The organism is Nonomuraea sp. NPDC004580, assembly GCF_040609855.1.
GTDB lineage: Bacteria > Actinomycetota > Actinomycetes > Streptosporangiales > Streptosporangiaceae > Nonomuraea > Nonomuraea salmonea.
Genome location: NZ_JBEXLH010000001.1, coordinates 459,464 through 482,610 on the forward strand (window position 1 = coordinate 459,464; position 23,147 = coordinate 482,610).

The window sequence follows — 23,147 nt, forward strand, 5'->3', positions numbered from 1 at the left end:
CGGCCCACGGGCCGACATACCGAAAGGAAACCTCCATGACAGGCATGATGGACAGGCGGCGCATGCTGGGCGTGTCGGCGGGCGCGGCGGCGGCCACCGTGATCGGCGCGGCGACCGCCGGGCAGGCGGCGGCCACCCCCGGGCACCGGCTGCCCCCGGTTCCCGGCATGAAGGGCGACCGGTGGGCCAACGAGTTCTGGTACGCCTTCGACCTGGCCACCTGGCACGAGGCGAGCCAGGAGTTCAAGGACGCCTGGGCGGCGGTGAAGGCGTACTTCGACGGCGGTGACGCCGAGCTGGCGATGGTGCTGGCCTGGATGGAGGACATGCGGTCCCCGTCGTACCCGGCCGGCTACGTCAACCTCGTCACGCCCATCAAGGAGCCGCTGCGCGTCGTCTCCCGCATCCAGCTCGAGGTCTTCGACCGCTTCTACCCGCTGCACCACCCGCACAGCCGCGACCGGCTGGCGAGCGCGTTCGCCGACTTCGGCCAGGGCGTCCTGTACGACCCGCGCATCGAGGGCGTGCACTCCATGAACGGCCAGCCCGCGCCGGCCGGCTACCACATCTGGCACGCGATCCTGCGGGCGCAGACGTTCCTCGGCATCGACGCGTGGAAGTGGCAGATCATCGACCCCATGGTGGGGCTCGGCTGGGGGCTGCAGTCGATCGCGAAGCCGTCGCAGAAGGAGTGGAACCCGCCGCTGCCCCGCCACGTCGTGCGCGAGCAGAGCCGCAAGTGGCTCAGGCGGAGCCCGAGGGAGCTCGACCGGGCCTTCCTGTCGCAGCCGTACCCGGAGGACAGCCCGGGCGGCAATCCGGCCGGCACGCAGGCGCAGCTCTTCACCGGGAGGACCGTGCGGTAGGGCTGGGCGGTAGGGCTGGGCGGTAGGACTGGACCCACCGGGAAAAGGGGCCTGCCCGGCCTGTGCGCGGCGGCCTCGCCGCGCAGACTGGTGTCAGGGACGGCGACGGCCGTCGTGCGACACGGGAACACACGGGAACGGGGTGAGCGCCGTGCGGGAGGCGTTACGTCACCGGTGGATCGAGGTGCGGCGGGCCGGGGTCCGCGCGCTCGCGGGGCTGTCGGGGCTCATCCTGGCCGGCCTGTGCGTGGGCGCGTTCGCCGCCATCCTGGCGGGCGGGCTCGGGCTGCTGCTCGTCCCGCTCGTCATGATCGCCGTACGCGCGCTCGCCGGGTTCTTCCGCGGGTCCGCGGCCGAGCGGCTCGGGGTCGCGGTGGAGAGCCCGTACCTGCCGCGTCCCGGCACGACCGGTGAGTTCTGGCCGCTGCGCCAGGTCAGGCTGTCCGGCTGGATCGTCACCGACCGGGCGACGTGGCGCGACCTGGCGTGGCTGCCGCTGAACGTGCTGCTCGGCGTGCCGCTGGCCGCCCTGTCACCGCTGCTCGTCCTCTACGGCCTGTACGGCGTCCTGCTGCCCATCACCTACCCCCTGATCGACCAGCAGGTCGGCGCGGGGCCCGCGCACTTCCTGCTGCTGACCGTGGCCGACGTGCCGAGCGCGTTCCTCGCCGTCCCGCTCGGCCTGGCCGTGCTCGGAGCCGGGCTCTGGGCGGCCCCCTGGACGCTCGACGCGCACGCCCGCCTGACCGCCGCGCTGCTCGGCCCCACCCGCGGGCAGCTGGAGCGGCGGCTGGCCGCGGTGACGGAGTCGCGCAGCGAGGCCGTCGACTTCAACGCCGCCGACCTGCGCCGCATCGAGCGCGACCTGCACGACGGCGTCCAGGTCAGGCTGCTCGCGCTGGGCATGAACCTGACCGCGATCCAGCGGCTCATCCGCGAGGACCCGGAGGCCGCCGAGGCGCTGCTGATGGAGACCCGCGAGAGCTCCGGCAAGGCGCTCACCGAGCTGCGCGACCTCGTCCGCGGCATCCATCCGCCGGTGCTGGCCGACCGCGGGCTCGCCGACGCCGTCCGCGCGCTCGCCATGGACCTGCCGCTGCGCGCCGAGACCGACGTCGAGCTGCCCGGCCGCGCCCCCGCGCCGGTCGAGTCGGCCGTCTACTTCGCGGTCTCCGAGGCGCTCACCAACGTGATCAAACATGCCGTGGCGAGCCGGGTCGCCGTTCGGATACGGTACGACCGCGGCGTGTTGCGCGCCGAGATCACCGATGACGGCATCGGCGGGGCCGACGCCTCGGCGGGGTCGGGGCTGCGCGGGGTGGAGAGACGGCTGTCGGCGTTCGACGGCATCGTGGTCGTGAGCAGCCCCCCGGGTGGTCCCACGATCGTGGTGCTGGAGGTTCCGTGCGTGTTGTCGTAGCCGAGGATCAGTTCCTGTTACGCGACGGCCTGACCCGGTTGCTGACGGCCCACGGCTTCGACGTCGTCGAGGTCGTCGACAACGGCCCCGGCACGCTCAGGGCGCTGACCGAGCTGCGGCCCGACGTCGCCATCGTCGACGTGCGGCTGCCGCCGTCCTTCACCGACGAGGGGCTGCGCGCCGCCATCGAGGCCAGACGGCGGGTGCCGGGCCTGCCCGTGCTCGTCCTGTCCCAGTACGTCGAGCAGCTCTACGCCCGCGAACTGCTCGCCGACCAGGCGGGCGGCGTCGGCTACCTGCTCAAGGACCAGGTGTTCGACGAGGACCAGTTCGTCGAGGCCATCCGCAGGGTCGCCGCCGGCGGCACCGCGCTCGACCCCGAGGTGGTCGCCAAGCTGCTCGGCGGAAGGGGCGCCGACACGCCCCTGGCCCGGCTGACCGCCCGCGAGCGCGAGATCCTCTCCCTGATGGCCGAGGGCCGCTCCAACAGCGCGATCGCGCAGCGGCTGTTCATCAGCGAGAAGGCCATCAGCAAATACACCACCAGCATCTTCGCCAAGCTGGACCTGCCGGTGTCGGAGGACGACAACCGCCGGGTGCTGGCCGTGCTCGCCTACCTCAACGCCTGAGCCGCCCCGCGTATAGGGCAGATATTGGGTCGTACCCGATCGTGACGCCATTGGGCTGACATCCGTCACGATCGGAAGAGGTGAGCCGGTGTCCGGCGAGCAGAACGACACCTACCTCGTCGTCGTCAACGACGAGGAGCAGTACTCGATCTGGTGGGCCGACCGTGAGGTGCCCGCCGGGTGGCGTCAGGAGGGCACGCGGGGGCCCCGCGAGGAGTGCCTGGCCCACATCGAGCGCGTATGGACCGACATGCGCCCGCTCAGCCTGCGTACCCGCATGGACGAGGCCGAGGTGAGATGAGCGACGTCGAGCCGCGCCTGTCTCCGCGCCCGTCTCCGCGCCCGTCTCCAGGCCTGTCTCCGGGCCTGTCTCCGGGCCTGCTTCCCGGCCTGTTCGCCGCCCAGGCGGCGCGGACACCCGGTGCCGTGGCCGTCGTGGACGGCGGGCGGGAGCTGGACTACGCGACGCTGGAGCGTCGCGCCAACCAGGTCGCCAACGGGCTGCTGGCCAGGGGCGTGCGGCCGGAGACGCCGGTCGGCGTCTGCCTGCGGCGCGGCGCCGGCCTGGTGGCCGCCCTGCTCGGCGTGTGGAAGGCGGGGGCGGCGTACGTCCCCCTCGACCCCGGCCACCCCGCCGACCGCACGCACTGGATCCTGACCGACACCGCCGCCCCGCTCGTCCTGACCGACCCCGACCCCACCGCCGCTTCCGGCGCCGGCACCGACCCCACCGCCGCTTCCGGCGCCGGCCCCACCGCCGCTTCCGGCGTCGACCCCGGTCCCGACTGGGACCTGGTGCTGCCGGACGGTGCGGTGCGGGTCGCCATGGACGTCTTCGACGGGGAGCCCGGCACGGCGCCGGACGTCGCCGCCGACCCCGACCGGCTCGCCTATGTGATCTACACGTCCGGCTCGACCGGCCGGCCCAAGGGGGTGCTGATCGGGCACGGCGCCATCGCCAACCGGGTCAGGTGGACGGTGCGGGAGCACGGGCTCGGCCCGGCCGACCGGGTGTTGCAGAAGACGACGCTGACGTTCGACGCGGCAGGGTGGGAGATCTTCGCGCCGCTCATCAGCGGCGGCGCCGTGGTGCTCGCCCCGCACGGCGCCGAGCGCGACCCGGCGGCGCTGCTGCGCGCGGTCGCCGCGCACGACGTGTCCGTGCTCCAGGTCGTGCCCTCGCTGCTGCGGCTGCTGGTGGACGAGCCGGGCTGGCGGGAGTGCGGGTCGTTGCGGCTGCTGTTCTCGGCCGGCGAGCCGCTGGACGCCGAGCTGTGCGAGCTCGTACGCAAGCGGCTCCCCGTGACGATCTGGAACACCTACGGCCCCACCGAGTGCGCCATCGACGTGACCGCCCACCTGGCCGACCCCGGGCAGAGCGCGGGCCGGGTGCCGATCGGGCGGCCGATCGACGGCATCAGGCTGCGCGTGCTCGACGAGGGCGGCGCACTCGCGCCACTCGGAGCCCCAGGCGAGCTGTACGCGGGCGGCGTCGGCCTGGCCCGCGGCTACCTGGGCAGGCCCGCCCTGACCGCCGAACGATTCCTGCCCGACCCGTACGGCCCGCCGGGCAGCCGCATGTACCGCACCGGCGACCTGGTCAGGTGGCGTCCCGACGGCACGCTCGACTACGACGGCCGCATCGACGCGCAGGTCAAGGTCAACGGCGTGCGGATCGAGCCGGGCGAGGTGGAGTCGGTCCTGCTGGCGCATCCCGGCCTGCGCGGGGCCGCCGTGACGGCCGGTCCCGGGGCCGACGGAGCGGCCCGGCTGGTCGCGTACGTCGTGGGCCGGGACGGCGAACCGCCGCAGGCCGCCGCGCTGCGCGCGTACCTGCGTGACCGGTTGCCCGACGCGCTGGTGCCGTCCCTGTTCGTGCCGCTCGCCGCGCTGCCGCTGACGACCAGCGGCAAGGTGGACAGGGCCGCGCTGCCCGCACCTGACTTCGACGCGACGTCCGACGGCCCGGCCAGGCCGCTCACGAACGCCGAGCAGACCGTCGCCCGCGTCTGGCAGGACCTGCTCGGCGTCACCGGCGTGCGCGCCGACGACGACTTCTTCCAGCGCGGCGGCTCCTCGCTGCTGCTGGCCAGGCTGGCGGCCAGGCTGAGCGCCGCCATGGGCCGGGAGGTGGCCGTGCACCGGCTGTTCGCCGCCGGCACGGTGGCCGAGCAGGCGCGGCTCGTCGAGGAGGCCGCCGAGCCGGTCGCCACGGTGCCGCGCGCGCCCAGGGACCGGCCGCTGCCGCTCTCCGTCGAGCAGCACCAGCTCTGGTTCCTCGACAGGATGGACCCGGGCAACCCCGAGTGGGTGACGCCGCTGCTGGTCCCGCTGCCCGCCGACCTCGGCACGGCGACGGTCGAACGCGCCATGACGGCGCTCGTCGCCCGGCACGAGGTGCTGCGCACCCGCTATCGCATGGAGGGCGCCGAGCCCCGGCAGGTCGTCGACGACCCCGCCCCGGTCACCCTCCCCGTGGCCGGCCGCCCAGACGACCCCGCCGCGCTGGCCGAGCTGCTCGCCGGCACCTTCCGTGAGGGCTTCGACCTGGTCCGTGGCCCCGTCTGGCGCGCCCTGCTGGTCCGCGGCCAGGGCAGCGACGACCATGTGCTGGCGCTGGCCGTGCATCACATCGCCTCGGACGGACAGTCGTCGGTGCTGCTCGGCGCCGAGATCAGGGAGCTGTGCGCCGCACTCGCCGCCGGCCGGGAGCCCGAGCTGCCGCCGCTTCCCGTCCAGTACGCCGACTACGCCGTCTGGCAGCGCGACCGCATGACGGAGGCGTTCCTGGAGCCGCAGCTCGCCTTCTGGCGCGAGGAGCTGGCCGGCCTGCCCAGGCTCGACCTGCCCGCGGACCACCCGCGCCCGGCCGTCCGCGACCCGCGCGGCGCCACGCTCACCTTCGAGGTGCCGCGCGCCTGTTCGGACGGCCTCGCGGAGCTGAGCCGCCGCAGGGGCACGACCCCGCTGGCGGCGTATCTGACGGCGTTCTGCACGCTGCTAGCCCGCTGGAGCGGACAGTGGGACGTGCCGCTCGGCGTGCCCACGGCGGGCAGGACCAGGCCGGAGCTGGCCGGGGTCGCGGGCCCGTTCCACAACACGCTCGTCGTGCGGTGCGCGCTGGAGCCCGAGATGAGCTTCGAGTCCGCGATGGAGGCCGTGTGGGAGCGCAACAGGCGCGCGCTGGCCCACCGCGACGTGCCGTTCGAGCGGGTGGTGGAGGCGCTGGCCCCGGCGCGTGACCTGTCACGGACCCCGCTCTACCAGGTGATGTTCAACTTCATGGAGGAGGGCGTCACCGTCTCGGGCGGCGGCGACCTCGACCCGCTGCGGGACGTCTGGGGCGTCGCCAAGACCGACCTGACCCTGTTCCTGCACACGGCTCCCGACGGGAGCGTGAAGGGCATCATCGAGTACGCCACGTCCCTGTTCGACGAGCCCACGATCGCCAGGATGGCCGAGCACTACCTGCGCCTGCTGGCGGCGGCACCGGGCGGAGCGACGCTGCGTGAGCTGGGCGCGCACGCCGACGCGCCGCGCGGCCCCATCGAGCGGCTGCTCGCCGAGCGCTGCTCGGAGCTGCTCGGCCGCGAGGTCGGCGTGATGCAGAACTTCTTCCACCTGGGCGGCACGTCCCGGCTGGCGCTCACGCTGATGGCGCAGGTGCAGGAGGACTTCGATCTCGACCTGCCGGTCCGGCTGATCTTCGAGCGCCCCTCGGTCGCGCGGCTGGCCGAGGCCGTCCGCGCGCTCGCCGGCGCGGGACCGGACCAGCAACCGACGGTAGTAGAGGAGCAGCGGGCATGACGCAGATCGACATCGAGCGCGAGGAGGCCCTGCTGCGCCGCCGGGCCGGCGGCCGGTCGCGGATCCCGCGGGCCGACCGCGAGGCGCCGCTGCCGCTGTCGTACGGGCAGCAGCAGATGTGGTTCCTCAACCGCCTCGAACCGGACAGCCCCGAATACCTCGTCCCCATGATCCTGCGGCTGACCGGCCCGGTGGACGTGGCGGCGCTGCGCCGCGCGATCGACGAGATCGCCGCCCGGCACGAGATCCTGCGCACCCGCTACGCGGTGGCGGGGGCCGAGCCGGTGCAGCTCGTGGACCCGCCGGGCGAGGTCTCCTTCAGGGTGGACGACCTGCGCGGCGGCGACGAGGAACGGGCCCTGCGGATCGCCGAGGACGAGGTGGCCCGCAGCATGGACCTGGCCGAGGAGTGGCCGGTCAGGGTCCGCCTGGTGCGCGTCGCCGACGAGCTGAGCCTGCTGGTGGTGGTCTTCCACCACATCGCGTGCGACGAGTGGTCGCTGCGCCTGTTCGAGGAGGAGCTGAGCGCCCTCTACCGCGCTCCAGGCTCGCTGCCGCAGCCGCCGCTCCAGTACGCCGACTACGCCGCCCACCAGCGGGCCAGGGCCGCCGACGGCGCCTTCGACGGCACCCTGAGCTACTGGCGCGAGCAGCTGGCCGACCTCGTCCCGACCGAGCCGCCCGCCGACCGGCCCCGCCCCGACGTACGGGACTGGCGCGGCGCGGCGGTCCCCATCGAGGTGGACGCCCGGCTCGGCGCGGCGCTGCGCGAGATCGCCAGGGGCCGCGAGACGACGCTGTTCACCGTCCTGCTGGCCGGTTTCCAGGCGCTGCTCGCCCGCTACACCGGCAGGACCGACGTCACCGTCGGCACTGTGGTCTCCGACCGCAACAGGCCTGAGCTGCAGGGCATGTTCGGCTACGGCATCAACAGCCTCGTCATGCGCGGCCGGTGGCGGCCGGGCGAGACGTTCGCGGGCCTGCTGGCCGGCACGCAGGCGGCGGTGCTGGACGCGCTCGACCACCAGGACATGCCGTTCTCCCGGCTCGTGGACGAGCTGGAGCCGGCCCGCGACCGCTCGCGCACCCCGCTGTTCCGGGTGGCGTTCACCATGCACGAGCCCAAGGCCGCCGCGCTCGACCTGCCGGGCGTGCGGGCCGAGTCGCTGGAGGCGCCCTGGCGGATCTCCAAGTTCGACCTCACGCTCCAGCTCCAGGAGGCGCCCGACGGGTCGCTGATCGGGCAGGTCGAGTACGCCACCGCGCTGTTCGACCGGGAGACGATCGAGCGCACGGCCGCGAACCTGGTGCGCCTGCTGGCCGGCATCGCCGCCGCCCCCGACACCCCGGTCGACCGCCTGGACCTGCTCGGTCCTGACGAGCTGGCGGTCGCCACAGGCCCGGTGCGGCCTCGGCCCGCCGACCCGCGTACGCTGCCCGAGGCGTTCCTTGAGCAGGTCAGAGCCACGCCGGGCGCGGTCGCGCTCACCGACGGCGGCCGTCACCTGACCTACGCCGAGCTGAACGCGCGGGCCAACCGGCTGGCGCACCGGCTGCGCGGCGCCGGCGTCGGCGCGGGGTCGCTCGTGGGCGTCTGCCTCGACCGCGGCGCCGAGCTGGTGGTCACGCTGCTGGCGGTGCTGAAGGCGGGCGGGGCGTACCTGCCGCTCGACCCGGCGTACCCGGCGGACCGGCTGGCGTTCATGGTGTCGGACGCGGGCGCGCCCGTCGTCGTCACCCGCTCGGAGCACCTGGAGCTGGTCGAGCGGGTGCACGGCGGCGAGGTGATCGTCCTCGACCGGGACGCCGCCGCCATCGAGAGCCGTCCGGACACCGACCTCGACCCCGCCTCCGTGCCGGGCGACCTCATCTACGTGATCTACACCTCGGGGTCCACCGGCCGCCCGAAGGGCATGTGCCTGACGCACGCGAACGTGCTGCGCCTGCTGACGGCCACCCGCGAGCGGTTCGGGTTCGGCCCTGACGACGTGTGGCCGATGTTCCACTCCTACGCCTTCGACGTGTCGGTGTGGGAGCTGTGGGGCGCGCTGCTGCACGGCGGCCGGCTGGTGATCGTGCCGTTCGACACGGCGAGATCGCCGGACGACCTGATGGACCTGCTGGTCGAGCAGCGGGTGACGGTGCTGAACCAGACGCCTGGCGCCTTCTACCGCCTGGTGCGCCTGGCCGCGCAGGGCGACCCCCGCGTGGACCGGCTCGCGCTGCGCCTGGTGATCTTCGCCGGCGAGCGGCTGGAGATGCCCGACCTGCGCCCGTGGACCGACCGGCGCGGGCTCGCCGCGCCCGCCCTGGTCAACATGTACGGCATCACCGAGACGACCGTGCACGTCACTCACTACGAGGTGACGGAACGGGACCTCGAACCCGCCGAGGCGTCCCCCGTCGGGCGGCCCATCGACGACCTGTGGGTGGTGCTGCTCGACGAGCGCGGCAACGTCGTGCCGCTCGGCGCGACCGGCGAGATCTGCGTGGGCGGCGCGGGCGTCGGCTGTGGCTACCTCGACCGGCCCGGGCTGACCGCGCAGCGCTTCGTGCCCGACCCCTACGGCCCGCCGGGCTCGCGGCTCTACCGCAGCGGCGACCTCGCGCGGCGGCGGCCGGACGGCGGCCTCGAATACCTGGGCCGCATCGACGACCAGGTCAAGATCCGCGGCTACCGGGTCGAGCCGGGTGAGGTCCAGGCCCGGCTGCGGGCCGACGACCGGCTGCGCGACGCGGTGGTCGTGGCCCGCGAGGACGTGCCGGGCGCGGCCCGGCTCATCGCGTACGTCGTGCCTGCCGACCCCGCCGCCTTCGACCCCGGCGAGCTGCGCGCCACGCTGGCCGGGTCGCTGCCCGACTACATGGTGCCCGCCGCGTTCGTGCCGGTGGCCGAGATCCCGCTGACCGCGCAGGGCAAGGTGGACCGCCGCGCCCTGCCCGCGCCGGGCGACGCGGCGCTGCCCGCCGGAGCCGGGTACGTGGCGCCGCGCACCGCGATCGAGGAGCTCATCGCCACCGTGTGGACGGAGACGCTGCCCACCGGCCGCGTCGGCGTGCACGACGACTTCTTCGAGCTCGGCGGCGACTCCATCCTGGCCGTCGTGCTGGCGGGCGGCCTGCGCGACGCGGGCCTGGACGTCAGGGTCGCCGACCTGTTCGAGACGCGGACCGTGGCCACGCTGGCGGCCCGGCTGAACGAGCGCGGCGGTGAGGAGGAGAGCCGGTCGGGCGGCCTGACCCCGGTGCGGCCGTTCGCGCTGCTCACGGAGCAGGACCGGGCCAAGGTGCCCGGCGGGGTGCTGGACGCGTACCCGATGTCGCGGCTGCAGACCGGCATGGTCGTCGAGATGCTCTCCGACGGAGACCTGAACCTCTACCTCAACGCCACCGCCTTCCGCGTGCTCGACGACCGTCCCCTGCAGCCCGACCTGCTGCGCGAGGCGACCCGCACGGTCGTCGGCCGGCACGAGGCGCTGCGCACGTCGCTCGCGCTCACCGGCTACTCGGTGCCGATGCAGCTCGTGCACCGTCCGGAGGACGTCGAGGTGAGCGTGCCGGTCGCCGACCTCGGCGACCTCGACCTGGACGGGCAGCGCGCGGCCGTGCGCGCGTTCGTCACCTGCGAGCGCACCCGGCTGTTCGACCTGGCGAAACCGCCGCTGATCCGGGTCTCCGCGCACCGCTGCGCCGCCGAGGGCTGGTGGATCACCATCACCGAGTGCCACGCCGTCCTGGAGGGCTGGAGCTACCACTCGCTGCTCATGGAGATCCTCACCGTCTACCGCGCGCTGCGCGACGGGACCGAGGCGACGCTCGCCGACCTGCCCGCCATCAGGTACGCCGACTTCATCGCCGCCGAGCAGGCCGTGCTCGCCGACGACGCGGAACGGGCGTACTGGCGCTCGATCGTCACCTCCGTCCCCAAGTTCACGCTGCCCGCCGGGCTCGGCGCGGGCCAGGACGCGCCCAGGCGGGAGTACCGCATCCGCATCCCGCTGGCCGGCTACGAGGAGGGGCTGCGGGCGGCGGCGAGCGCGGCGGGCGTCCCGCTGAAGAGCATGCTGCTCGCCGCGCACATGAAGGTCATGAGCACGCTCACCGACCAGCGCGCGTTCTTCACCGGCCTGGTCTTCCACGCCAGGCTGGAGGCGCCGGGCGCCGACCGGGTGCACGGCCTCTACCTCAACACGCTGCCCTTCCCGTACGAGCGGGGCGCCCGCACCTGGGGCGAGCTGGCGCGCCGGCTGTTCGAGCAGGAGACCGAGCTCTGGTCACACCAGCGCTTCCCCATGCCGGAGATCCAGCGCGACGCGGGCCCCGAACGGCTGCTCGACACCCGCTTCGTCTACCTGGACTTCCACCAGGTGGACACCGACCTGTTCGACGGCGACTCGGTCATCGACGACAGCCCGACGGAGTTCGGCCTGGGCGTGCACATCCTGGCCGGCCACCTCATGGTCACCGCCAACGTGCAGCACGTCTCGGAGGAGGCGGTGGACCGGCTCGGCGCGATGTACCGGGCCGCGCTGGAGTCCATCGTCGAGGGCCCCGACGGGGACGCCGACGCGGTGCTGCTGCCGCCCGGCGAGTACGACCGGCTCGTCACCGAGCTGAACGTCACCCGCACCCGCCCCGTGGACGCGAGCGTGCTCGACCTGTTCGAGCGGCAGGCGGCCCGCAACCCGGGCGCGGTGGCGGCGGCCTTCGACGGCGGCTCGTGGACGTACGCCGAGCTGGACGCCAGGGCCAACCGCGTCGCCCACCGGCTGCGCGCGCTCGGCGCCGGACCCGAGAGCGCGGTCGGCGTGCTCGCCGCCCGCGGCCCCGACCTGCTGGCGAGCCTCATCGGGGTGTGGAAGTCGGGCGCCGCGTTCGTGCCGCTCGACCCGTCGTTCCCGGCGGGGCGCATGGCGACGATGCTGGCCGACGCCGGCGCGCGGGCGGTCGTCACCGACACGCCCGACGCGTTCACCGAGATCGAGGTCGTGGAGCTCGCCGACGCGAGCCTCGACGGGCTGCCCGCCACCTCGCCCGGCGTCCGCACGGACCTGGACGGCGTCGCGCAGATCATCTTCACCTCCGGCTCGACCGGCCGGCCCAAGGGCGTGCTCGTCACCCACCGCGGCCTGGCCAACCACGTGCGCTGGGCGGCGGAGGAGCTGGCCGCGCAGGGCACCACGGGCGCGCCGCTGTTCTCCTCGGTGGCCTTCGACCTCGTCGTCCCGAACGTCTGGGCGCCGCTCGCCACCGGCCAGCCGGTCCGGCTGCTGCCCGCCGACCTCGACCTGTCCAGGCTCGGCCGCGAGCTGGCCGAGCACGGCCCCTACAGCTTCATCAAGCTCACGCCAGGCCACCTCGACGTGCTCGCCGGCCAGCTCAAAGGCGCCCAGGCGGCCAGGCTGGCCGAGATGATCGTGGTGGCGGGCGAGGCGCTGCCGGGCAGCACCGCCCAGCACTGGCTGCGCGTGCTCGGTCCCGGCGGCCTGGTCAACGAGTACGGGCCCACGGAGGCGACGGTCGGCACCTGCACCTACCCGATCATGAAGCGGGAACGGGACGAGATCGTCCCCATCGGCCGCCCGCTGCCCGGCATGACCATGTACGTCCTGGACGAGCACATGCGGCCGGCGCCCTTCGGCGTCACCGGCGAGCTGTACGTCGGCGGCACCGGCGTCGCCCGCGGCTACGCGGGACGTCCTGGGCTGACCGCCGACAGGTTCGTGCCCGACCCGTTCGGGCCGCCGGGAGGCCGCCTCTACCGCACCGGCGACCGGGCCTGGGTGCGCGGCGACGGCGCGGTCTGCTTCGCCGGGCGGGTGGACGACCAGGTCAAGGTCCGTGGCTATCGGGTCGAGCCGGGCGAGATCCGCGTCGTGCTGCTCGACCATCCCGGCGTCAGGGACGCCGTGGTCGTCGTACGCACGGGCGGGGCGGGGGACCGGTCGCTCGTCGCGTACTGCGTGCCCGCCGACGCCGCCCTGCCGCCCGCCGCCGAGCTGGCCGCGCACTGCGGCACCCGGCTGCCCGACTACATGGTCCCCGCGCTGTTCGTGCCGCTCGACCGCATCCCGCTCAACGCCAACGGCAAGGTGGACAGGAACGCGCTGCCCGATCCCGACCCGCGCGCCCAGAGCGGCTCCGCCCACGTCGAGCCGCGCAACGAGCTGGAGACGCTGATCGCCGAGGTGTGGCGCACGGTGCTCGGGCACGAGCGCATCGGCGTGCACGACAACTTCTTCGAGCGCGGCGGCCACTCCATCAGGGCCGTCACCGTGGTGGGCGCGCTGCAGGAGCAGGGCCTGGACGTCTCCGTCCAGGACGTCTTCGAGCACCGCACGGTCGCCGAGCTGGCCGCCACGCTGGCCGGGCGCGAGAAGGCCGGCGAGGAGCGGCGCGCGGTCGAGCCGTTCGCGCTGGTGCCCGCCGCGGACCTGGCCACACTCCCCGGCGGTATCACCGACGCCTACCCGCTGTCCGAGGTGCAGCGCGGCATGGTCGTGGAGATGCTGGCCGGGCAGGAGCACGGCTACTACCACAACACCATGTCGTTCCTCGTCCGCGACCCGCACCCGTTCTCGCTCGACGCGCTGCGCGCCGCCGCCGGGATCGCCGCCGCCCGCCACGAGGCGCTGCGGACCTCCATCAGGCTGTCCGGGCACTCCGTGCCCCTGCAGCTCGTCCACGAGAGCGCCGAGATCCCGGTCCGCGTGCTCGACCTGCGCGGCCTCGACGACGGCGGTCGCGAGCTGGCCATGCGGAGCTTCCGCGCCCAGGAGCGCGCCCACCGGTTCGACCTGGAACGGGCGCCGCTGATCAGGATCACCGCGCTGCTCAAGGACGACGCGTCGTGGTGGCTGTCGTTCACCGTGCTGCACGCCGTCAGCGAGGGCTGGAGCTTCCACGGCCTGCTCATGGAGCTGCTCGACGACTACCGCGCGCTCAGGGACGGCGCCGAGCCGCCCCGCGTCGAGCCGCCGTCCGTCCGCTACGCCGACTTCATCGCCGCCGAGCTGCGCGCGCTCGAATCGGCCGACGACCGTGCCTACTGGCGCGAGGTCGTCACCGGCAGGCCCGGCTTCGCGCTGCCCGCGGCCTGGGGCGAGCCGCACCTGCCGCGCGAGGACTACCACGTCGTCCTCATGTACGCCGACCTCGAGGAACGCCTGCGCGCCCTGGCGGCCCAGGCCGGCGCCTCGCTGAAGAGCGTGCTGCTCGCCGCCCACCTCAAGGTGCTCGGCACGCTCACCTCGGAGCCCGAGTTCGTCACCGGCCTGGTGTGCAACGGGCGGCTGGAGGCCCAGGGCGGCGAGCGCGTCTACGGCATGCACCTCAACACGCTGCCGTTCGCGTACGACAGGGGCGCCAGGACCTGGCTCGACCTCATCCGGCGGACCTTCGACGGCGAGCTGGCCCTGTGGCCGCACCGCAGGTTCCCCATGCCGGTCATCCAGCGGGAGCTGGGCGACGGGCGCAGGCTCATCGGCACGGCGTTCAGCTATCAGGACTTCGACCAGGTGGACACCGGCCTGATCGACGTCACCGCCACCGAGGGCGAGGACCCGACGGAGTTCGCGCTCGGGGTGCCGGCCACGCCGACGTACCTCATCCTGCGCTCCAACACGCACGCCATGAGCCGGCGCAACGCCGACCGGCTGGCCGCGATGCATCGAGCGGTGCTGGAGGCCATGGTGGCCGACCCGGACGGCGACGCCCGCGCCACCTGCCTGCCGCCGTCCGAGCGCACCTCGCGCGAGAGCGTCCCGGCGGTCGAGCACCCGCTGCCCCGCAGCCTGCACGAGGTGTTCGAGCGGCGCGCCCGCGAGACGCCGGACGCCGTCGCGGTCGTCCACCGTGGAGACCCCGGCGGGCGGCTGACCTATCGGGAGCTGGACGTGCGGGCCGACCGGCTCGCGCACCGGCTGCGTGAGCTGGGCGCGGGCCCGGAGACGCTGGTCGGCGTCTGTCTCGAACCCGGCACCGACCTGGTCGTCACGCTGCTGGCCGTGCTCAAGGCCGGCGCCGCGTACCTGCCGCTGCCGCCCACGTCGCCGGCCGACCGGCTGCGGTTCATGCTGGCCGACTCCGGGGCGGCCGTGGCCGTCACCACCGCCGGCCTCGCGCCGTCGGTGACCGCCGAGGGCGTCGAGCAGGTGCTGCTCGACACCGGCGCCGGCCGCATCGCCGCACTCGCCGGGACACCCCCGGAGAGCGGGACCGAACCGGGTCACCTGGCGTACGTGTGCTACACCTCGGGCTCGACCGGCCGCCCCAAGGGCGTCGCCGTCACCCACGCCAACGTGCTGCGCCTCTACGCGGCCCTGTCGGGTCAGGTCGCCCTCGGCTCCGACAGGACCTGGGCGCTGCTGCACTCCTACGCCTTCGACGTGTCGGTGTGGGAGCTGTGGGGCGCGCTGCTGCACGGCGGCCGGCTGGTGATCGTCCCGACCGAGACCGCCCGCTCGCCCCGCGACCTGCTCGACCTGCTCATCGCCGAGCGGGTGACGACGCTGTCGCTGTCGCCGGTGGCGTTCCGCTCGATGATCGGGGCGGCGGACGGCGACGAGGCCACGCTGGCGCGGCTGTCGCTGCGCGAGGTGGTGTTCGGCGGCGACCGGCTCGAACCGTCCGACCTGGACGCCTGGGGGCTCGACCGGTGCGACCTGGCGCACGCGTACGGGCCGACCGAGTGCACGATCCACGTCACCTACCAGCCGCTCACCCCGGCTGACCTGGGCGCCGACCGAGGGACAGTGGACGGCGTGCCGATCGGCCGGCCGCTCGACGACGTCCGCACGTACGTGCTGGACCCGTACGGGCACGAGGTCCCGGAAGGGGCGCCAGGCGAGCTGTACGTCGGCGGCGCCGGCGTGGCCCGCGGCTACCTCGGCCGTCCCGGCCTGACCGCGGAACGCTTCGTGCCCGACCCGTTCGGGCCCCCCGGCGCCCGCTGCTACCGCACCGGCGACCTCGTACGCCGCAGGGCCGACGGCGCGCTGCACTTCCTCGGCCGGGTGGACGACCAGGTCAAGGTACGCGGGCACCGCATCGAGCCCGGGGAGATCCAGGCCGTGCTGGCCGCCCATCCCGCCGTGCGGGAGAGCGTGGTCGTGGCGCGCGGCGACGGGCCCGCGCGGCGGCTGGTGGCGTACTGCGTGCCCGGCGGCGGGAAGCTGCCGCCGGCCGCCGATCTGGCCGCGTACTGCGGGGAGCGGCTGCCCGACTCCATGGTGCCGGCCGCGTTCGTGCCGCTGGAGGCGGTCCCGCTGACCGTCAACGGCAAGCTCGACCAGCGCGCGCTGCCCGCCCCCGACCGGGCCGCCCTGTGGTCGTCGGAGCGGGACTTCGTGGCGCCGCGCACCCCGGCCGAGCGGACGCTGGCCGGGATCTGGTCGCGGCTGCTGGGCGTGGACCCCGTGGGGGCGCACGACCGGTTCTTCGACCTCGGCGGCGACTCGCTGACGATACTCAAGGCCATGACCCAGGCCAGGGAGGCCGGCCTGCCGGTGACGCTGCGCCTGCTCTACCAGCACGGCTCCATCGCCGAGCTGGCCACCGCCCTGGACGGCGCCGGCGAGCCGGGGGCAGGTCCTGCCCTGACCCCGGCGCAGCGCCGGGTCCTGTCCAGGCCGGGCGGGCACCGCTACGACCACTGGCAGCTCAGCGTCCCCGTCCCCGAGTGGGTCGACGCGGCGACGCTGGCGGAGGCCCTGCACGCCGTCGCCGCCCACCACGCGATCCCGGTGTCGTTCCGCCAGGTCGAGGGTGGCGACCGGGCGGCGGCGGCCGCGTACGAGCGGCTCGACCCGGAACACGGGCCGCTGCTCAGCGCCGTGCTCGCCACGACGGGCGCGGACCGGCCGGTGCTGATCCTCGCCGTGCACGAGCTCGCCGCCGACCGCGCCTCCCTGCTCCTCCTCCTGCGCGACCTGGAGACCGCCTGCCGTGGCTCCGCGCTGCCGGAAGGGGACGGCGGGACGCTGCGACGGTGGGCCGCCGCGCTGCCGGAGCCTGACGATCTGATGGCCCAGGCCCACCACTGGCTCACCAGGATGCCCGCGCCCCCGCTCCCGCTGGACCACCCGTCCGGCACGGGGAGCGTGCGGTCGCTGAGCGTGCCGCTGCCCGAGCCGGTGCCGTCGCGGGAGGAGGTGCTGGCCGCGCTGGCGGTCGTGCTCGCCCGCTGGAGCGGCGGCGACCGCGTGCTGCTCGACGTGGAGGCCAGGGCGGGGCACGCGCCGCAGGACGCGGCCGGGCCGTTCGCGCACCGGTTCCCGGTGAGCCTGTGGGTGCCGCCGCAGCGCGCGGCGGTGCTCGCCTCGGTGGCGGGCCAGCTCGCCGCCGTTCCGGACGAGGGCCTGGGGTACGAGCTGCTGCGCCAGGCGGGCCCTGTCGCCGACGCGCTCGCCGCACTGCCCGCGCCGCAGATCAGGTTCGGGTACGAGCCGGGCATACCGGGCGCCTTCGTCCCGGAGCGGATCACGGCGGTTCGCGACCCGCTCGCCCCCCGCGAGTACGTCCTGGAGATCGACGTCACCGGCTCCCGGCTGACGTGGACGTACGCGCTCCACGACGAGGCGACGATCCGCTCCCTGGCCGAGCAGGTCGTCGCGGAGCTCGGCGGGGCAGGGATCCCGTCGCCGGTGCCGACCATGGAGCGGCATCACGTGCCCGGTGTCAGCCTGGCCGTGATCAGGGACGGCGGGATCGCCGGGATCAGCGCGTACGGCCGCCTCGACGCGAGGCGCGGCGACCCCGTGACGCCTGACACGGTGTTCCGGGTGGCGTCGGTGAGCAAGCAGGTGACGTCGCTGGTCACGCTCACGCTGGCCGCGCGCGGCCGGCTGGACCTGGACGCCGACGTCAACGACCTCCTCACCTCCTGGCGGGTGCCGGGGACGGAGGGCGCGCCGATCACCGTACGGCACCTGCTGGCCAACACCTCGGGCCTGGCCAGAGACCCCGAGTACCCGCCGTACCGCGACGGCGAGCCGGTCCCCACGGTGCTGGACGCGCTGCTGGGCCGGGCGCCGGCGCGCACCCCGGCGGTCCGCCGAGCCCGCCCGGTGGGGACGTTCGAGAAGAACGTGGTCAACTACCTGGTGCTGGAGCAGCTCCTGACGGACGTCACCGGCGCCGGCTTCCCGGCCCTGGCACGGGAGACGGTGCTCGACCCGCTGGGCATGACGGGCAGCGGCTACGAGGCCGGCTTCCCGCACGGCGCAGGACGCCCGATCGCCCATGGCCACGACGCGTTCGGCACGCCGATCGACGGCTTCGGCCTCATCCACCCGGCGACGGCCGCGGGCGGGCTGTGGACGACGGCGGCGGACCTGGCCCGGGTGCAGCTGGAGATCCGGCGCGCGTACCTGGGCGAGCCTGCCCTGATCACGCGGGAGCTGGCCGGGCAGATGCTCACGGCCACGCCGGGCAGCCTCTACGGCCTGTCCATGGTGGTGGACCGCTCGGAGAAGGAGCTGGACTTCGGCGCGGTGGGCGAGTTCACCGGCTACTGGGCGATGACGATGTGCCGGGTCACCGGCGGCGACGGCTTCGTCCTGCTGGCGAACGGTGACGGCGGTCGCGGGGTGGCGACGTTCGTCACGGAGCTGTCCGGCACTCAGCGCTTCGGCGCCGAGTAGCCCTCGGCGGGAGCGGCCGGCCCCGAGGGGCCGGCCGCTCCTGTCACTTGCGGTGGCCGATGACGAGGTGCTTCTCGCCGCCGGTCCTGTGCACCTCGCAGTTGGTGAAGCCGGCCGCCTCAAGCAGCGCGCGGTACTCGGCGGCGGTGCGGTGCCGGCCCTCGGTCTCGACGTGCATGGTCAGGTTCATGACGGACGTGGGCAGCGGCCCCGTGCGGGCGTCGTCGAAGAGCCGTTCCATGATGAGCACCCGCCCGGGCGGCGTGCAGGCCCGGTACGCCTTCTGCAGCAGCATCGCGCACGTCGCGTCCGTCCAGTCCGACAGCACGTATCCGAAGGCGATGCAGTCGCCCTGGGGCAGCTCGTCGGCGAAGAAGTCGCCCCCCTCGAACGCCAGCCGCCCGGCCAGCCCGTGCCGCTGAGCGGATTCGCGCAGGTACGGCTCGACCTGCGGCAGGTCGAAGATCACGGCGCGCAGGCCGGGCGCGTGCTGGAGCGCCGCCGTGGCGAAGGGCCCCGTCGCGCCGCCCACGTCCACCAGTCGCGTGACGTCGCCCAGTCCGGCCAGGGCGGCGATCTCCTGCGAGGGCGCGTAGCTGAGGTCCCACATGGCCCGCAGGAAGTCGCGGGTGGCGGCCTCGTCGCGGTAGAGGGTCTCGAACGGCGACGGCAGGTCCCGGTCGACCGCCGCCTTGCCCTCCCGCAGGTAGGCGTCGAGCCGCCCCATCCGCGCGACGGTCTCGGTGGCCAGGTGCTCCACGAAACCGCCCAGACAGCGCGGGTCGTCCCTGTCGAGGTACGGCCGCATCGGCTCGGGCACGACGTACTGCTCGTCCGGCGTCCTGCCGAGGACGCCGAAGGCCACGAGGACCAGCAGCACCCGTTCGAGGGTGTCGGCGTCGACGCGCAAGGCGGCGGCCAGCGCCGGGGCCGTGGCGCCGCCGTGGCGGATCAGATGGGTGAAGACGCCGTGCCGGTCGGCCACGTGGAGGGCCGGGGTCGCGACGACCCCGTATACGGCGCGTTCGAGCTCGCTCGGCAACATGATGCCATCCGTTTCCCGGTGTCGAAGAAAAGAATTCCGGCTGGAAAGCCTAACTTCGTTCCCGGAAATCGTCAGGGTGCGGTGACCGCGTATGGCGCTGATTTATCGGAGATGTATAGACGCATTTTCCATAATCGGCGGCGACGGCACGAGCGCGCGGGAGGAAGATGTTCGGGATCGCCGGTTTCGGTTACGCGTTCGGAGCGGACGAGGACGTGCGGGAGGTCGCCGCCGACTACGTGCCCGACCCCGAACGCATTCTGCGCATGGGTTACCGCACCTTCCACCGGGCCGAGGACGGCGTCACGGGCACCGAGCTCGCCGCGCGGGCGGGCCGGGCGGCGCTCGACCGGGTCGGGCTCGCCCCCGCCGACCTCGACCTGCTGGCGGTGGCGGTGTCGGAGCTGCCCGAATACCTGCACTGGGACTCCTCGGCGGCGCTGGCCAGAGAGCTGAAGATCGACCGCGTCCAGACGCTGCTGCTCACCGAGGGCTGCGCGTGCGGCGTGACCGGCCTCGGCACGGTGGCGGGCACGCTGGCCGTCCAGCCGGAGATCGAGACCGTGCTGTTCGTCGCGGTGAACCGGGTGAGCGAGTTCCACCGCAACCGGATGACGGTCAACACGGCCGTGCACAGCGACGGGGCGGTCGCGGCGGTGCTGCGGCGCGGCCATCCCCGTAACCGGTGGCTGGCCACCCACCAGTTCACCGACCCGGAGTTCTGCGACTGGTTCCGTACGGACTACGGCGGCGCGGTCGCCCCCGTGCCGCCGCCCGGCTGGTCGGCCGCCACGGCCCCGGCCGGCACCGAGCGGGTGCACGCCCACTTCGACAAGAGCCCGCGCCGGCTGCGCGCCTTCGTGGACGCGCTGGCCACCCGCTCGGCCGAGGTGATCGAGCGAGCCTGCGAGCGGGCCGGCGTGGACCCGGGCGAGCTGACGCACGTCTTCGCGCTGAACGAGAGCGAGGACGCCATCGCCGACGTCGCCCGCCCGTTCGGCATCCCGCCCGAGCGCACCAACGCCGGCCTGGCCGCCGCGCACGGGCACATGGGCGCCGCCGACCAGCTTCTCGCCCTGGGGCGGTGCTGGGACGAGGGCGAGCTGGCGCCCGGCGACCTCGCCGCACTGACCGGCACCTCGATCGGCATGCGCTGGTACTGCAGCCTCATCAGGGTCTGACCGGACGTCCGGGGAAGGGTTGATCATGGACGCACTGCTGCAGGAGCTGCGGACGGCCGTCGCCGAGCGCCGCATGCCGCCGCCGCGCACCCGCCTGGCGCTGCTGGAGACGGCCGACCCCGCACTGGCCCGCCGCGCGGGACGCCTGCTGGCGGCACTGCCACCGCCCGGCGCGGATGACGCGCCCGTCGTGCCGGTGACCGTGCTGGCGACGGCCACGATCGGCCCGTACGAGCAGATCCTGCGGGCCCAGCTCGTGGCCGCCGGCGTGCTGCCCGAGCTGACCGTGGGGGAGCACGGCTCACTGGACAGGGACCTCGCGACGGGCGCGTTCGCCCGGTCGTCGCCGCGGTTCGTCAGCGCGCTCATGGACGAGTCCTTCTTCCTGCCCCGCGACTGGTCCGCCGCCGGCGTCACGGCCCTGGAGGAGCACGTACGCGCCAGGCTGGCCGCCCTCACCCGGCACCTGCCCACCGGCGGCCCGACGCTGATCCTGCACACCGTCCCCATGCCCGCCGAGCTGCGCGACGGCCTGGTGAGCCGCCAGGCCCGCACCCAGGTCACGAAACTCTGGTACGAGCTGAACGCCGCCCTCCTCGCCCTCGCCGAGCAGCACGCCGCCGTCGAGGTCGTGGACCTGGCCGGGCTGCTGGCGGAGGAGCCGTACGCGGCCCGCGACGACCGCATGCACCGCTACGGCGACCTGCCCTACACCGACGGCGCGCTGCTGGTGCTGGCCCGCGAGGTGCGCCGCGTCGTCCAGGCCGGACTCGGCCTGTCACGCAAGGTGCTCGCCCTCGACCTGGACGGCACGCTGTGGGGCGGCGTGCTCGGCGAGGCCGGCGCCGGCGGCGTGCACCTGGGCGGCCTCTACCCGGGCAACTGCTACAGCGCGTTCCAGCGGGCCGTGCTGCGGCTGCGCGAGCAGGGCGTCATCCTCGTCCTGGCCAGCAAGAACGACGCCGAGCCCGTCGAGGAGGCGCTGAGCGGGCACCCCGAGATGCTGCTGCGCGCCGACGCGTTCGCGGCGCGGGCGGTCAACTGGTCGTCGAAGGCGGAGAACCTGAGCAGGGTGGCGGACGCGCTCGGCCTGCCGCCGTCCGCGTTCGTCTTCGTGGACGACACCGACGTCGAACGGGCCGAGGTGGCCGACCGCTTTCCCGAGATCGGCGTCGTCTCGGCCGCCGGCGACCCCGCCCACCTGGTCAGGAGGCTGCTGCGGACCGGCTGGTTCGACGCGCCGTCGCTCACCGAGGCCGACCTGCGGCGCGCCGACCTCTACCGGGCGCGGGCGGAGCGGGCCGAGTTCTCCGACGGGTTCGAGGCGGCCGCCGACTACCTGCGGGCGCTGAAGATCGAGGTGGAGATCGCGCCGGTCACGCCGTACACGGTGGCGCGGGCGGCGCAGCTCGCCGCGCGGACGAACCAGTTCAACCTCACCGGCGTGAGGTTCGGCGAGGCCGAGACGGCCGAGCTGGCCGCGCGCCCCGACCACCTGGTGGCGACCGTCACGGTGTCCGACAGGTTCGGCTCCGACGGCGTCGTGGGCGCGCTGTGGGCCGAGCGCGGCGCGCGTGCGTGGCGGGTGCTCAACCTGGTGCTGAGCTGCCGGGTGCTGGGACGCGGCATCGAGACGGCGATCGCCGCCTGGCTGTCCGAGCGGGCCGCCGAGAGCGGCGCGCGGACCCTGATCGGCCGGTACGTCCCCACGAAACGCAACCGGGTCGCCGCCGCCTTCTGGACGCAGGCCGGCTTCACCAGGGATGAGGACGGGGACGGCTCGTTCGTCCTCGACCTGACCACCGGCACGGTGGACCTGCCCGGCTGGATCACGACGAGCGAGCGGAGCGGACATGAGTGAGCAGGTCAGCAGGGTCGTGACCGAGGTGCTCGCCGAGATACTCGGCGAGGACGCCGGGCGGCTGCGCCACGAGGACGTCCTGGCCGAGCGCGACTGGGACAGCATCAGCTCCCTGGAGGCGCTGGCCCAGCTCGAAAGCCGGCTGCGGGTCACGCTCGACCTGCGCGAGTTCCACGCCGTACGGACCGTCGGCGACCTCACCGAGCTGGTCGGCCGGACGACGGCCGCATGATCCTCGGCATCGACCACATCGGCCTGGCCACCCCGGAACCGCTGCGCACCGGCGCGTTCCTGGAGGCGCTCGGCCTGTCCCCGGTGGACGGCGGCGTCGCCGACGACTATGGCGTGACCTGTGAGTTCTGGCGCCTGCCCGGCCAGGGCCCCGACATCGAGCTGGTCTCACCGTCCCGCCCGAACTCGGCGATCGAGGGCAGGCTCGCCGGGCAGGGGCCGGGGCTCTACCACGTCGCGTTCGTCGTGGACGACGTCGAGGCCGAGCTGCGCCGGCTGCGCGGGAGCGGGCTGTCCCCGGTGGACGCCTCCCCGTGCGGGGGCGCCCGGCCCGGAATGACCGTGGCCTTCATGTACGTCCCCCGCCCGGCCGCGTTCCTCGTCGAGCTGGTGGCGTACCAGGAAAGCGCGGAACGGCGCGTATAGGCGGCATATTGCGGGCCCGCACAGAATGCCGAGCGGACC

11 protein-coding genes are annotated in these 23,147 nt (G+C 74.3%); 10 read left to right on the plus strand and 1 reads right to left on the minus strand.

The window, feature by feature from the left end; all coding sequences use genetic code 11:
• Positions 1-35: 35 nt before the first annotated feature.
• The 6 genes from ABZW11_RS02045 to ABZW11_RS02070 all read left to right on the plus strand — a co-directional run bounded on the left by ABZW11_RS02045 (position 36) and on the right by ABZW11_RS02070 (position 18,364).
• Positions 36-866: a hypothetical protein gene (locus ABZW11_RS02045; protein ID WP_355411618.1), complete on the plus strand. Its 831-nt coding sequence runs from the start codon at positions 36-38 to the stop codon at positions 864-866.
• Between the two features lie 142 nt (positions 867-1,008).
• Positions 1,009-2,286: a histidine kinase gene (locus ABZW11_RS02050; protein WP_355411620.1), complete on the plus strand. Its 1,278-nt coding sequence runs from the start codon at positions 1,009-1,011 to the stop codon at positions 2,284-2,286.
• The gene (locus ABZW11_RS02055) at positions 2,271-2,915 is read left to right on the plus strand and encodes a response regulator transcription factor (protein ID WP_355411622.1); all 645 of its coding nucleotides are present in this window, start codon (positions 2,271-2,273) and stop codon (positions 2,913-2,915) included. Before ABZW11_RS02050 ends, ABZW11_RS02055 begins: the two co-directional genes overlap by 16 nt.
• An 88-nt stretch (positions 2,916-3,003) precedes the next feature.
• Entirely contained in the window at positions 3,004-3,216 is a 213-nt protein-coding gene (locus tag ABZW11_RS02060) for an MbtH family NRPS accessory protein (RefSeq protein ID WP_355411624.1), read from the plus strand.
• A complete protein-coding gene (locus ABZW11_RS02065; protein ID WP_355411626.1) occupies positions 3,213-6,722 on the plus strand; it encodes an amino acid adenylation domain-containing protein in 3,510 nt (1,169 codons plus the stop codon). The genes ABZW11_RS02060 and ABZW11_RS02065 overlap by 4 nt, the downstream gene beginning before the upstream one ends.
• Positions 6,719-18,364: an amino acid adenylation domain-containing protein gene (locus tag ABZW11_RS02070; RefSeq protein WP_355411628.1), complete on the plus strand. Its 11,646-nt coding sequence runs from the start codon at positions 6,719-6,721 to the stop codon at positions 18,362-18,364. The genes ABZW11_RS02065 and ABZW11_RS02070 overlap by 4 nt, the downstream gene beginning before the upstream one ends.
• Before the next feature lie 43 nt (positions 18,365-18,407).
• On the opposite strand, the gene ABZW11_RS02075 is transcribed toward ABZW11_RS02070, so the two are convergent.
• Complete coding sequence (locus ABZW11_RS02075) at positions 18,408-19,409, minus strand: methyltransferase (protein WP_355411630.1); 1,002 nt, start codon at positions 19,407-19,409, stop codon at positions 18,408-18,410.
• Positions 19,410-19,576: 167 nt separating this feature from the next.
• On the opposite strand from ABZW11_RS02075, the gene ABZW11_RS02080 reads away from it, so the two are divergent.
• From ABZW11_RS02080 to ABZW11_RS02095, 4 genes are read left to right on the plus strand one after another with little or no spacing between them, the layout of a single operon-like run.
• Positions 19,577-20,590 carry a 3-oxoacyl-[acyl-carrier-protein] synthase III C-terminal domain-containing protein gene (locus ABZW11_RS02080; RefSeq protein WP_355411632.1) on the plus strand — a complete coding sequence of 338 codons (1,014 nt, stop codon included), beginning with the start codon at positions 19,577-19,579 and terminating at the stop codon, positions 20,588-20,590.
• A 25-nt stretch (positions 20,591-20,615) separates the two neighbouring features.
• Positions 20,616-22,451, plus strand: a complete 1,836-nt coding sequence (locus ABZW11_RS02085) for an HAD-IIIC family phosphatase (RefSeq protein ID WP_355411634.1) — start codon at positions 20,616-20,618, stop codon at positions 22,449-22,451.
• Positions 22,444-22,683, plus strand: a complete 240-nt coding sequence (locus ABZW11_RS02090) for an acyl carrier protein (RefSeq protein ID WP_345397000.1) — start codon at positions 22,444-22,446, stop codon at positions 22,681-22,683. The genes ABZW11_RS02085 and ABZW11_RS02090 overlap by 8 nt, the downstream gene beginning before the upstream one ends.
• Positions 22,680-23,108, plus strand: coding sequence for a VOC family protein (locus tag ABZW11_RS02095; RefSeq protein ID WP_355411636.1), 429 nt, complete (start codon positions 22,680-22,682; stop codon positions 23,106-23,108). Before ABZW11_RS02090 ends, ABZW11_RS02095 begins: the two co-directional genes overlap by 4 nt.
• The last annotated feature ends 39 nt before the right edge of the window (positions 23,109-23,147 follow it).

Bases quoted from the DNA above. Each gene is read 5' to 3' on its own strand.
- ABZW11_RS02085 (WP_355411634.1), top strand. From the start codon at position 20,616: ATGGACGCACTGCTGCAGGAGCTGCGGACGGCCGTCGCCGAGCGCCGC.
- ABZW11_RS02065 (WP_355411626.1), top strand. From the start codon at position 3,213: ATGAGCGACGTCGAGCCGCGCCTGTCTCCGCGCCCGTCTCCGCGCCCG.
- ABZW11_RS02070 (WP_355411628.1), top strand. From the start codon at position 6,719: ATGACGCAGATCGACATCGAGCGCGAGGAGGCCCTGCTGCGCCGCCGG.
- ABZW11_RS02095 (WP_355411636.1), top strand. From the start codon at position 22,680: ATGATCCTCGGCATCGACCACATCGGCCTGGCCACCCCGGAACCGCTG.
- ABZW11_RS02075 (WP_355411630.1), bottom strand. From the start codon at position 19,409: ATGTTGCCGAGCGAGCTCGAACGCGCCGTATACGGGGTCGTCGCGACC.
- ABZW11_RS02090 (WP_345397000.1), top strand. From the start codon at position 22,444: ATGAGTGAGCAGGTCAGCAGGGTCGTGACCGAGGTGCTCGCCGAGATA.
- ABZW11_RS02045 (WP_355411618.1), top strand. From the start codon at position 36: ATGACAGGCATGATGGACAGGCGGCGCATGCTGGGCGTGTCGGCGGGC.
- ABZW11_RS02080 (WP_355411632.1), top strand. From the start codon at position 19,577: ATGTTCGGGATCGCCGGTTTCGGTTACGCGTTCGGAGCGGACGAGGAC.